This window comes from Pseudomonas sp. GD03862 (assembly GCF_029840855.1).
Lineage (GTDB): Bacteria > Pseudomonadota > Gammaproteobacteria > Pseudomonadales > Pseudomonadaceae > Aquipseudomonas > Aquipseudomonas alloputida.
Window position 1 is genome coordinate 39,095 of sequence record NZ_JAOCDI010000001.1, and the last position, 12,139, is coordinate 51,233.

Annotated in this window: 8 protein-coding genes and 1 pseudogene; 4 read left to right on the forward strand and 5 right to left on the reverse strand. The window is 57.8% G+C overall.

What is annotated here, in order from left to right:
* Position 1 precedes the first annotated feature (1 nt).
* Together N5D53_RS00195 and fliE are read left to right on the forward strand one after the other, a co-directional pair.
* A pseudogene (locus tag N5D53_RS00195) lies at positions 2-1,008 on the forward strand (metallopeptidase TldD-related protein).
* A 139-nt stretch (positions 1,009-1,147) separates the two neighbouring features.
* The gene (gene fliE, locus N5D53_RS00200) at positions 1,148-1,477 is read left to right on the forward strand and encodes a flagellar hook-basal body complex protein FliE (protein ID WP_279839016.1); all 330 of its coding nucleotides are present in this window, start codon (positions 1,148-1,150) and stop codon (positions 1,475-1,477) included.
* A 2-nt stretch (positions 1,478-1,479) separates the two neighbouring features.
* Here fliE and N5D53_RS00205 read toward each other — a convergent pair whose 3' ends face one another.
* Together N5D53_RS00205 and N5D53_RS00210 are read right to left on the reverse strand one after the other, a co-directional pair.
* Complete coding sequence (locus N5D53_RS00205) at positions 1,480-2,829, reverse strand: ATP-binding protein (protein WP_279839017.1); 1,350 nt, start codon at positions 2,827-2,829, stop codon at positions 1,480-1,482.
* The gene (locus N5D53_RS00210; RefSeq protein ID WP_279839019.1) at positions 2,819-3,508 is read right to left on the reverse strand and encodes a response regulator transcription factor; all 690 of its coding nucleotides are present in this window, start codon (positions 3,506-3,508) and stop codon (positions 2,819-2,821) included. Before N5D53_RS00210 ends, N5D53_RS00205 begins: the two co-directional genes overlap by 11 nt.
* Positions 3,509-3,816: 308 nt before the next feature.
* Between N5D53_RS00210 and N5D53_RS00215 the strand changes: the two genes are divergently transcribed.
* Both N5D53_RS00215 and N5D53_RS00220 read left to right on the forward strand, forming a co-directional pair.
* Positions 3,817-6,981 (forward strand): efflux RND transporter permease subunit, encoded by a 3,165-nt coding sequence (locus N5D53_RS00215; protein WP_279839020.1) that lies wholly within the window; start codon positions 3,817-3,819, stop codon positions 6,979-6,981.
* On the forward strand, positions 6,978-7,295 hold the full coding sequence (locus tag N5D53_RS00220) for a DUF2790 domain-containing protein (RefSeq protein ID WP_279839022.1): 318 nt from the start codon (positions 6,978-6,980) through the stop codon (positions 7,293-7,295). The genes N5D53_RS00215 and N5D53_RS00220 overlap by 4 nt, the downstream gene beginning before the upstream one ends.
* A 154-nt stretch (positions 7,296-7,449) precedes the next feature.
* Here N5D53_RS00220 and N5D53_RS00225 read toward each other — a convergent pair whose 3' ends face one another.
* The 3 genes from N5D53_RS00225 to serA form a co-directional block, all read right to left on the reverse strand.
* Complete coding sequence (locus tag N5D53_RS00225; RefSeq protein ID WP_279839024.1) at positions 7,450-9,093, reverse strand: acetolactate synthase large subunit; 1,644 nt, start codon at positions 9,091-9,093, stop codon at positions 7,450-7,452.
* Between the two features lie 91 nt (positions 9,094-9,184).
* Positions 9,185-10,513 carry an MFS transporter gene (locus N5D53_RS00230; protein ID WP_279839026.1) on the reverse strand — a complete coding sequence of 443 codons (1,329 nt, stop codon included), beginning with the start codon at positions 10,511-10,513 and terminating at the stop codon, positions 9,185-9,187.
* A 302-nt stretch (positions 10,514-10,815) separates the two neighbouring features.
* Entirely contained in the window at positions 10,816-12,045 is a 1,230-nt protein-coding gene (gene serA, locus N5D53_RS00235; RefSeq protein ID WP_279839028.1) for a phosphoglycerate dehydrogenase, read from the reverse strand.
* Positions 12,046-12,139 lie beyond the last annotated feature (94 nt).

The following is a 12,139-nucleotide window of genomic DNA, read 5'->3' on the forward strand; positions in this document are numbered from 1 at the left end:
CATGATCCAACATACAATCGAGCACGCTCAAACGCGCCTGCTCACGCCCAACGGCCTCGATCAGTCGCAGCTTTTCGGCGACCTGCAGCGGGCGCTTGATGTACAGGCAGATTATGCCGATTTGTATTTCCAGCATGCCTATACTGAGTCTTGGATCCTCGAAGATAGCGTGGTCAAGCGCGCCAGCTTCGGCGTCACGCAAGGCGTGGGGGCCCGCGCCATCGCCGGTGAGCGATCGGCACTGGCGTTTTCGGATGATTTGTCGATCGCGTCTGTACTGCGCGCCTCGCAGATCACCCGCGACGTCATCAAAAACAGTGGGCCACAGCGTATAGCAGTGCCTTTGCCGCGCCGTTCGGCAGAGCGCGCTACGGCCCTCTACGCCACCGACAACCCGATCCAGTTGGCCAGCGCAGTGGAGAAAGTGGCACTGCCAAAGGAGTGACGATCCTCGACAACGGCGCGCTGCCCGGTTTGCGCGGCTCATTGAGCATCGATGACGAGGGCAACCCCGGGCAGTCGACCACGTTGATCGAGGACGGCATCCTTACCGGCTTTATGCATGACGACCTGAGTGCCCGCCTGCTGGGCGTGGCGCCGACAGGCAACGGCCGGCGCCAGAGTTACGCGCACGAGCCGCTACCGCGGATGACCAATACCTACATGGTCAACGGGGAGCATGAACCTGAGGAGATCATTCGTTCGGTCAAGCGTGGCATCTATGCGGCAAACTTCAGCGGCGGACAGGTGGATATCACCAGTGGGCGTTTCACTTTTGCCGCGACCCAGGCGTATCTGATCGAGGACGGTAGGATCACCGCGCCGGTGAAGGGCGCAACACTGATTGGTAATGGGCCTGAATCGCTCAAGCATGTGAGCATGATCGGTAACGATCTGGCATTGGATGAAGGCACGGCGACCTGTGGCAAGGATGGCCAGAGTGTGCCAGTCGGAGTAGGGCAGCCCACCTTGCGGATCGACAATATGACAGTGGGTGGCAGCGCCTAGTTGAGCACGAGGGCAGCGGGATCTGCCCTCGTTCATCGAGAACGATATTTTTCAATCCACCATTTAAATTTTATTAACTGGGGAAGGGGAGCTTGTCAGGTTAGCTTTGTGACCTCCGTAACTCATGGATACAAGCCTAATGGGACAAGGTCTCGAGATGAACAAGCTGCTACAGGAGATGCGCTCGATGCATTCCGCGCACGCTCTGTCGAAGGACTCGCAATTGGCGGTAGAGCCAGTGAATCAGAACAGCTTCACTGATCTGTTCAAGCAGGCCTTAGAAAAAGTGCATGCTAACCAGCAGGCATCCGGGCAACTGGCCAAAGCATTCGAGCTTGGGACAGCAGGCGTCGATCTCACACAGGTGATGATCGCCTCGCAGAAGGCCAGCGTTTCCACCCAAGCGCTCGTTCAGGTGCGTAACAAGGTAGTCCAGGCTTACCAGGACATTATGCAAATGCCCGTATGAGGCTACCGTTGCTCCTCACATTGAATTACTGCCCGCAAACCCGGCATTGCATCTTCCAGGCGCAATTGAAACCCATGCAGCCGCACAATGGCTGCAACGATGGCAAGTCCAAGACCTGCGCCCATAACCTGCTGATCGCGGCTGCAACGACCAAAGCGCAATAGCACATGTTCGCGATCCCCGGCGGGAATACCGGGCCCGTCGTCTTGAACGATGAGGTTAGAACCATTCGTGGATTGCTCTAGCGCAACTCGAATTGTGCCCCCCTCAGGTGTGAACTTTAGAGCATTGTCCAGAAGGTTGATCAGTGCTTCCATCAGCAGCTCATCGTCAGCCAGTAGCGGTGGCCCAGCTTGCACATCGATTAATAACGTCACTCCGCATTCTTCCGCAACAGGTTTGAAGTCAGCCACGAGCGAACTGATCAGCGAGCCTGGGTCCAGCATTTTCATACCCGCTCGGCGGCTATGTGTATCGATTTCGGCAATGCGCTGGATAGCACGAAAGCGCGTCAACAGTTGCTCCGTAGCGTCAAACGCTTCGTGAAGGCGCGACAGCTGACGCTCGGGAGGGGCGTAGTTAAAATCCTCGATTGTTCGCCTTAATTGCGCTCTCAACTGATTCAAGGGCGTTCTCAGGTCGTGCGCTAGATTGTTGCCGACACTGCGCACCTCACCCATCAAGTGTTCAACTTCGTCCATCATCTGATTGACCAGAGCGGATAGAGCATCCAGCTCATCACCTCGGCGCGACAAAGGCAATCGAAGGGCCAAATTCCCTTGTGCTATACGCTGGCTCGTATGTTGAACCGCTTTCACTCGGCGCAATGGTTGTAAGCCAAGAATTGCTCCCATCCCGATACCACCGGCGATACTCAATGCCCCTGACCAGAGGAGAAGCGCAAGCAGCATGTCGCTGATGCCACTCAGAGTCTTGGCGTCGTAGCCGACGACGAGGATATCGCCATTTGCGACCGCCTGGGCAGAGGCCTTAGCACCAAACTCAAATCCCGGCTCGTTCAGCGCACGTGGAATCCCGTCGAACGGCAGGTCTGGAGGCAAGTGCTTGATATTGCCGGCAATGTAGTGCCCATCTGTTGAAAACAGCCCATAATGGGCAATGCCTCGGATATCGCCACGTTGCAGTTGCTCTAGTTCGCGCGGAAGCTCTTCTGGTGGTACGTGCAGCAGTGAGCGCGCCTGGCCGACAACAAACGTTTCGCCAATCTGGCTGAAGTAGTCGGTTGAGCGCCAATATATCAGTGCTAGCAGGACCATCATGGCCACCGCTAAAACCCCTGCGTAGCTCACCGTCAGACGAAACGCGGTCGTCCGCCAAAGGCTAGGCTTCATGATTGCCTGCATCGAGCAGAAAGCCTGAGCCTCGTATCGTTCTGATCGACGGCGCACATTGCAGATCAACCAATTTGCGCCGCAAGCGGGTGAGGTGAACGTCGATCAACTTGGTGCCTGGGTCGAAGTTGTAGCCCCAGACGGTCTCGAAGATCAGACCGCGCGTCACCACCTGACCCGCATTGCGCATCAGAAACTCAAGGAGCTTGAACTCCGTACTCTGAAGGTCGAAATGGCGATCCGCACAGGACAGCCTTCGTTCAAGTAAATCGAGATGGAGATCCTTGAGTTGCAGGTGGGTCCTGCGCTCATCGTGCGCGTGTCGGCGCAGTAGTGATTCAACTCTAACGGCCATTTCTTCAGAGGCGAATGGCTTTACCAGATAATCGTCGCCTCCTGCACGTAGGCCCTGGACGCGGTCATCCAAAGTCGCCATAGCGCTGATCATCAGTACTGGCGTGTTACGGCCAGCCTGACGAAGGCCAGCAACGATGGCCATGCCGTCCAAGGTGGGGAGCATTCGGTCGAGGGTGATAACGTCGTAATGCCCACTAAGAGCGAGGTCGAGGCCTTCCTGCCCATCGCTAGTGTGCTCCACCTGGAACCCTGCACGCCTCAACTCGGTGATGATTTCCTCAGCAGTGATCGCATCATCTTCGATGCATAGGGCGCTCTTCACAGTGATCTCTCGGGTTTTGGGCTGTTGTCAGGCCGGTTCCGGCGCAGCAGTAGTCCTTACAATCGTAAAGCAGCATCCTTTGCGCGAATAGTTAACTTATTTTAGCTAACGCGCAGTACTCGCTTCGCTACACGATTGCAGCCCTCATACCTGCGCGCCCCTAGGAGTGCGCTCATTGGAGCACCGAGGAGCCCCTTCACCGTGAACGTTGTAATCCACTCCAGCATCTTGCAGAACCCGCATGCTTGCGTGAGCGTTTGCCTGCCTCCTGAACACAGGTTAACGGCAGCAGGCAGAGGAAAAGACTGATGTCTAGATTCTTCATCGACCGCCCAGTGTTCGCCTGGGTCATCGCCCTAGTGGTCATGCTGGCGGGCGCACTGTCCATCCTCAAGCTCCCGGTTAACCAGTACCCCAGTATTGCGGCACCAGCGATTGGGATCCAGGTCAACTACCCCGGAGCATCGGCTCGAACGGTACAGGATACTGTTGTCCAGGTCATTGAACAGCAGCTCAACGGCATTGATGGGCTGCGTTACATGTCGTCGGACAGCACCTCCGATGGCCGGATGAGCCTTACGGTGACCTTCGAACAGGGGACCGATCCGGACATCGCCCAAGTCCAGGTCCAGAACAAATTGCAGTTGGCGACCCCGTTGCTGCCACAGGAAGTCCAGCAGCAAGGCATTCGAGTCACCAAAGCCGTCAAGAATTTCCTGCTCGTCATCGGGGTCGTCTCCGAAGACGGCAGCATGACCAACCAGGACCTGAGCAACTATGTCGTTGCCAATATCCAAGACCCGATTTCACGTACCACAGGTGTCGGTGACTTCCAGGTGTTCGGTGCCCAGTACGCTATGCGCATCTGGCTGGACCCAGCACGCCTGAACAGCTACCAGTTGACCCCTGTTGACATCAAGGCGGCGATTCAGGAGCAGAATGTACAGACTTCGGCCGGCCAGATCGGCGGGTTGCCGGCCGCTCCCGATCAGCAACTTAACGCCACCATCACTGCTAAGTCGCGGCTGCAGACGGCAGAACAATTCGCCGACATCCTTCTCCGAGTCAATGCTGACGGATCTCAGGTCCGCCTGGGCGATGTCGCACGTGTTGAGTTGGGCGGCGAGAGCTACAACGTCAGCGCCCAGTACAACGGTCTACCTGCTTCGGGGATGGCGATAAAGCTGGCAACCGGCGCCAACGCGCTGGACACGGCAAAGGCCATCAGAGCCACGGTCGCCGAGTTGGAACCGTTCATGCCTCAGGGCATGAAGGTGGTATTCCCTTACGACACTACGCCAGTGGTTTCGGCCTCCATCCAGAGCGTGCTGATGACGCTGGTCGAGGCGGTGGTTCTGGTATTCCTGGTGATGTACCTGTTTCTCCAGAACTTCCGCGCCACGCTGATCCCTACGCTGGCAGTACCCGTGGTGCTGCTTGGCACCTTCGGTGTCTTGGCGATGTTCGGCTTCACCATCAACACCTTGACCATGTTCGCCATGGTGCTGGCCATCGGCTTGTTAGTCGATGATGCCATCGTAGTGGTAGAAAACGTCGAGCGGGTGATGGTCGAAGATGGGTTGCCACCTTTGGAGGCGACGCGTAAGTCCATGGATCAAATCCAAGGTGCACTTGTCGGGATCGGCTTAGTGCTATCGGCCGTGTTTCTGCCCATGGCGTTCTTCGGCGGTTCGACCGGCGTCATCTACAAGCAGTTCTCCATCACTATCGTATCGGCCATGGCGCTGTCGGTACTGGTCGCACTGGTCTTCACTCCGGCACTGTGCGCCACCATGCTCAAGCCGCCCGCTGCCGATCATGGGCACAAACGCGGGTTCTTCGGTTGGTTCAACCGCACGTTCGACAAAGCTGTCGGCCAATACGAGCGTGGCGTTGTCGCCGTGCTCAAACGCAAGCTGCCGTACATCATGATGTACGTCGTGATCGTAATGGCCATGGCCTGGATGTTCACGCGTATCCCCACTGCATTTCTGCCGGAGGAGGATCAGGGGGTGCTCTACGCCCAGATCCAAACGCCGTCCGGCGCAACCGCGGTGCGCACCCAGGCGGTCATCGACGAGGTACGCCGCTACCTGCTCCAAGACGAGGGCGAAACGGTTGCGTCGGTCTTCAACGTCAACGGCTTCAACTTTGGTGGTCGGGGGCAGAGCTCGGCCCTGGCCTTCGTCATGCTGAAACCGTGGGAGGACCGCACCGAGCCGGGGCAGGGTGTCTTCGAGCTGGCAGAGCGAGCCCAGCGGCACTTCGCCACCCTGCGCGACGCCAAGGTCAACGCCTTTGCCCCGCCAGCGGTGATGGAATTGGGCAATGCGACGGGGTTCAACCTTTACCTGCAGGATCGCGCCGGCCTGGGCCATGAGGCGTTGGGGGCGGCCCGCGACCAACTTGTCGAACTGGCGGCCAAGGAGCCGGCGCTGGCCAATGTGCGCGCCAACGGCCCGCGTGACGAGCCGCAATACAACCTAGTCATCAACGACGAGCGTGCGCGGGCCCATGGCCTGTCGCTGGCCGAGATCAACGAAACCGTCGCGATCGCCTGGGGTGGCAACTACGTCAACGATTTCATCGACCGCGGCAGGGTCAAGAAAGTCTACGTCCAGGGTCAGGCGACCTCGCGCATGAGCCCAGAGGACCTGGGCAAATGGTATGTCCGCAATGCCAGCGGGCAGATGGTGTCGCTGAGTACTTTCGCCCATGGAGAATGGAGCTACGGGCCGCCGAAGCTGTCTCGCTACAACGGCGTGCAGGCTCTTGAGCTGCAGGGCGAACCGGCAGCAGGCTACAGCTCCGGAGACGCCATGGCGGCGATCGAACGGATTGCCGGTCAGTTGCCGCCCGGAGTGGGCTTCTCGTGGACCGGCCAGTCCTACGAGGAGCGGCTGTCGGGCGATCAGGCCCCGGCGCTGTTCATCCTTTCGCTGCTGGTGGTGTTCCTGTGTTTGGCCGCGCTGTATGAAAGCTGGTCAATTCCGTTCTCGGTAATGCTGGTTGTTCCGCTGGGTGTCATCGGCGCGCTGCTGTTCACCAGCATGCGGGGCTTGTCGAACGATGTGTTCTTCCAGGTCGGCCTGCTTACTACAGTGGGCCTCTGCGCAAAAAACGCAATCCTGATCGTTGAGTTCGCCAATGACCTGCACAAGCAAGGCATGAGCCATTTCAATGCGGCGGTGATGGCATGTCGTATGCGTCTTCGGCCGATCATCATGACATCGCTTGCCTTCACCCTGGGCGTGGTGCCCTTAGTATTGTCGAGCGGGGCAGGGGCGGGCAGCCAGCATGCGATTGGCACAGGCGTGATCGGTGGTGTCATCACCGGCACCTTGCTGGCAATCTTCTGGGTGCCGCTGTTCTACCTGGCCGTCAGCTCGCTGTTTCAGCGCAACAGTCCGGTCCAGAACAACTCAATAGCGGGGCGTCCGCCAGCGCTTTCATCAAAGGAATCGAGCCAGTGAGCTGCCTTTTTTATTCACGCATGAGTATCTGTGCGTTTGGATTACTTGCGGCCAGCGCTGCTATAGCCAGTCAAGACGGGCGCCTGCAAGAACATCACGAGGCTATGGTGACCTACGCGCTGAAGGTTGGAAAAGCTAAACCGGTCGTCAAAGAGTACGTCTATGGAGAAAAGCTCGATATTGTCAAAATGATTGGCATGACCGATAGCCTTAGGACTTGTGAGCTAGTCCCCATGGCAATGACGTACGAGGATGGCGTCGGACAACTCAACACCGTTCTCTACTCGGCATTGGGAACATGCCCCAAAAGCTGACAGGAAGGGTGGTAGCGCACTACGATACGTGGTGCGCCTCGGTTGTCAATTTGCAGTGACTTTGGGCCGACAGTAGACAGCAAGAATGCCATTACAATGGCATCATAACCTGTTGTGAAGGGCCACCGTGCGGGCACGATGGCGTCCTATCTGGCTAAACCGCCAGGGCACGCTCACGCAGTTCGTTGTTGAGTATGCGGTCGTTCTCGCTGTAGTCCACCGGGCAGTCGATCACGTGCACGCCTGGGGTTTTGATGCAGTGCTCAAGCAGCGGCAGCAGGCCTTCGGCACTGTCCACGCGGTGGCCATTGGCACCGTAGGCTTCGGCGTATTTGACGAAGTCCGGGTTGCCGTAGTCCAGGCCGAAATCGGTGAAGCCCATGTTCGCCTGCTTCCAGCGAATCATGCCGTAGCCGTCGTCACGCAGGATGACTACGGTGACGTGCATGCCCAGGCGCACGGCCGTTTCCAGCTCCTGGCTGTTCATCATGAAGCCGCCGTCGCCGCACACGGAAATGACCGGGCGGTCCGGGTACACCAGGTGTGCCGCCATCGCCGATGGCAGACCGGCGCCCATGGTCGCCAGGGCGTTGTCGAGCAGTACAGTGTTCGGCTTGTGCGCCTTGTAGTTACGGGCAAACCAGATCTTGTAGATGCCGTTGTCCAACGCGATGATACCTTCGGAAGGAAGCACGCGACGGATGTCGGCAACGAGGCGTTGCGGATAGACCGGGAAGCGGTTGTCGTCACCGCCTTCGGCGATTTGTGCCTCGTTGGCGTCCCGGATGGCAAGCAAGCGGGCGAAATCCCAATGCGCGGTGTCTTTCAAGTCTTCGGTTATCTGCCACACGGCGTTGGCGATGTCGCCAATCACTTCCACCTGGGGGAAATACACGGCATCGACTTCGGCGGAGCGGAAGCTGATGTGGATGACTTCGGTGCCGCCACGGACCATGAAGAACGGCGGCTTCTCGATCACATCGTGGCCGATGTTGATGATCAGGTCGGCCGCTTCGATGGCGCGATGGACGAAGTCACCGGACGACAGCGCAGCGTTACCCAGGAAGCGCGGATGACGCTCGTCGACCACCCCTTTACCCATCTGGGTGGTGATGAACGGAATACCGGTCTTATCGATCAGTTGCTTTAGAACCCTGGCAGTCATCTTGCGGTTGGCACCGGCGCCAATCACCAGGATCGGGCTGCGCGCGCTCTGCAGCTTGGCAACAGCCGCTTCGATGGCTTTGTGCTCGGCTAGCGGCCGGCGGTGCAGGCTCGGCGAGATTGGCAGGGCGTCGGTCTGCTCGGCGGCGATGTCCTCCGGCAGCTCCAGGTGCACCGCGCCCGGCTTTTCTTCTTCCGCCAGGCGGAACGCTTCGCGCATGCGGGCCGGGATGTTGTCGGCCGAGGCGAACTGATGGGTGTACTTGGTGATGGGGTCCATCATGCCGCACACATCGATGATCTGGAAGCGGCCCTGCTTGGACTTCTTGATCGGCTTCTGGCCGGTGATCATCATCATCGGCATGCCGCCCAGGTAGGCGTACGCGCTGGCGGTCACCAGGTTGGTGGCACCAGGACCAAGGGTCGAGAGGCTGACGCCCGTCTTGCCAGTCAGGCGACCGTAGGTGGCAGCCATGAAACCTGCGGACTGCTCGTGACGGGTCAGTACCAGCGTGATCTTAGACTTGCGCAGGGATTCGAGCAGGTCAAGGTTTTCCTCGCCTGGGATACCGAACACATACTGGACGCCTTCATTTTCAAGACACTGCACTACAACGTCTGCTGCTTTGGCCATGCTGGTTTCTCTAAGTACACGGTATTGGGGGTATTGGGGCAGTAAGTACAAAGGGCCAGCGTTCATTCTGGCCCTTTGATTGAAGCTGCAGTCAGGTACGCGGTACTGCCAAATTACCTAGATCTTCCTTGAGTTCCCGCGCCTCAATAGGTTTGTCGACGATCCACAGGTAAGCGACCGCTGCGCCGACTACTACCAAACCGCCGCTGAGAAACGCCAATGCGTACGAACCGGTAGCATCGACGATGAGACCAGCCACCAGAGGAGAGAATGCCCCACCGAAGTAGCCGCCGAAGTTCTGGATCGAACTGACGGATCCCACCATAGATTGGGGGGCGATTTCGGTGGCTAGTGCCCACGCAAGCGAGTTGGTCGCTGAGATGAAAAACAGTGCCACGATCATCGTCACGACTGTCGAGTGGAGCGTGGTAGTAAGCGGCAGGCAGCATACGGTGATGACGGTCAGCGTGGTGGACAGACCGATCATTGTCTTGGTGGCCTTGAGCGAAGTCAGGTTGAAGCGTTCGGCTATGCTGCGGACCGCAAAGCCGCTGAGTACCGCCCCAATCGCGCCACCGATCCACGGCAGGGACGCGTAAATACCCATTTGGGCCAGTGACACATGGTAGGTCTTTGACAGGTAGGAGGGGAGGAACACGATGAACATGTTCCAGATCCAGATGTTGCAGAAGTACCCAAGGATCATGCCCCATACCGAGCGGTAGGTGAATAGCGTTGACCAAGGTATACCCGATGCTTTGTTGCCGCCGGTGCGCTCGACACCGCCACCACCAGCCTTGATGAACTCGAGTTCGTCAGCCGGCAGCCTGCGCGCCTTGTCCGGATTGCGGAAAAACGCGTAGAAGATGATCGCATAAATAATCCCCGCGAGCCCGCTGACGATGAACAAGCCGCGCCAGCCGAAGTAGACCATGATGGTGACCAGCACAGGAGGCGCGATGGCGGCTCCCCATTTGGCAGAACTGGTAAAGATTCCGGTTGCGATGCCCCGTTCCTGTTTGGGGTACCAGACAGAAATGACCTTGGTCGCCGTTGGCCAGCATGGCGCTTCGGTAACTCCAAGCAAGGCTCGCAAGAGGATCAGCACGATGAGGCCACTGGCAAAGCCTGTCGCCAAGGTTGCCAAGCTCCAGAGCAGCATTGAACCAGCAAAAACAAGGCGCGAATTGAAGCGGTCGATGATCCAGCCGGACGGAAGTTGGGCGAGGGCATAGCACCAGGCGAACGCGGTACCCATCATGCCGATATGGGTGGCACTCAGCTCTAGGTCTCGTGACATCTCTGGTGCTGCGATGGCCAATGTGGCTCGGTCGAAGTAGTTGATCATTCCGCCGATCATTAGCCAAAAAACGGCTTGGCGACGGTGGTTTGTGGCGGGGGTGCTGGTGGAGTTGTTCATAGAGCCTCCCCGTTAACCAAACGAGTCGGGATCAGGCTAGGGAGCGAGCAGGCATACCCGCAACAGGTGTAAACAGTCATCATCAAAGCCTCGGATTTATTTTTGGTAGGGCTTTCGTTTTGTGGATCGTTTTTGATGGTATGGGCAGGGGCCGAGACTGACGATTGCTAGATATGTGCCGGGTTATAGCTTCAGGACAATGCTCACCACCGTGCAGGCCGTACTGCCTGCTCAATCACTTGTGAGGTTCAACGAAAAATGGCCCGCGTACGGGCCATTTGTGCTTACTGCAGCCAAAAATTTCAGAACAGTACGCGGCAACGGATGGTGCCATTGATGTCCTGAAGCTTTGCGAGCGCCAGATCAGAGTGCTGGGCATCCACGTCGATGACCACGTAACCAACGTTTTCTTCGGTCTGGAGGAATTGACCAGAGATGTTGATGCTGTTTTCTGCAAAGACCTTGTTGATCTCGCTCAGCACCCCTGGCACGTTTTTATGGATGTGCAGAAGGCGATGCTTGCCAGGATGAGAGGGCAGAGCAACTTCAGGAAAGTTCACTGAGGAAATGGTAGTGCCGTTGTCGCTGTACTTAACCAGTTTTTCTGAAACTTCCAAGCCTATGTTGGCCTGGGCTTCGGCCGTAGAGCCACCTACGTGGGGGGTCAGGATCACGTTATCCAGGCCGCGCAGAGGAGAGTCGAAGGTGTCTTGGTTGGAGCGAGGCTCCACCGGGAACACATCGATGGCAGCACCAGCCAGATGCTTGTCCCTAATTGCGCTTGCCAGGTGATCGAGTTCGACTACGGTGCCACGGGAAGCGTTGATCAACAGGCCGCCCTTCTTCATGGCGCGAATTTCCTTTTCACCGATCATCCACTGCGTGGATGGCAGCTCAGGAACATGCAGGGAGACGATGTCCGAGGTCTGGAGCAACTCCATCAAACTGCCGACCTGAGAGGCATTACCAAGAGGCAGTTTGGTCAAAGGATCGTAGTAGATCACCTGCAGGCCCAGGCTTTCCGCCATTACAGAAAGTTGCGTGCCGATAGACCCGTAACCAACGATGCCCAAGGTCTTGCCGCGGACCTCAAAGGAGTTCGCGGCACTCTTGATCCAGCCACCACGGTGGCAAGATGCGTTCTTTTCCGGAATGCCGCGGGCAAGGACCAGTATCTCGCCCAATACCAGTTCGGCCACGGAGCGGGTGTTGGAGTAGGGCGCGTTGAAAACGGCGATCCCACGCGCTCGAGCAGCCTTCAAATTTACCTGGTTTGTACCGATGCAGAAGCAGCCCACCGCAATGAGCTTTTTCGCCTGCTCGAACAGTTCATCCGTGAGCTGGGTGCGTGAACGGATACCAAGGAAGTGGACATCCGCAATCTTCGCCCTGAGCTCCGCCTCGGGCAGCGAACCGGTCAGATGCTCCACGTTGGTGTAGCCAGCGGCCTTGAGTGTACTCACCGCATTCTTGTGCACCCCTTCAAGGAGGAGAAATTTGATTTTGCTTTTATCGAGGGAAGTCTTGCTCATCTCTTGAACCCGTGCTCCGAATGATACGCAGTGTTAGATGGCGGTCCCTAACGGTGACGACCGACGTTAACCTAGCACGCAAGTCCGGCGGTGT

Excerpts from the sequence above, each read along its gene's own strand:
- fliE (WP_279839016.1), top strand. The coding sequence starts at position 1,148 with ATGGGACAAGGTCTCGAGATGAACAAGCTGCTACAGGAGATGCGCTCG.
- N5D53_RS00205 (WP_279839017.1), bottom strand. The coding sequence starts at position 2,829 with ATGAAGCCTAGCCTTTGGCGGACGACCGCGTTTCGTCTGACGGTGAGC.
- N5D53_RS00215 (WP_279839020.1), top strand. The coding sequence starts at position 3,817 with ATGTCTAGATTCTTCATCGACCGCCCAGTGTTCGCCTGGGTCATCGCC.
- N5D53_RS00225 (WP_279839024.1), bottom strand. The coding sequence starts at position 9,093 with ATGGCCAAAGCAGCAGACGTTGTAGTGCAGTGTCTTGAAAATGAAGGC.
- N5D53_RS00230 (WP_279839026.1), bottom strand. The coding sequence starts at position 10,513 with ATGAACAACTCCACCAGCACCCCCGCCACAAACCACCGTCGCCAAGCC.
- serA (WP_279839028.1), bottom strand. The coding sequence starts at position 12,045 with ATGAGCAAGACTTCCCTCGATAAAAGCAAAATCAAATTTCTCCTCCTT.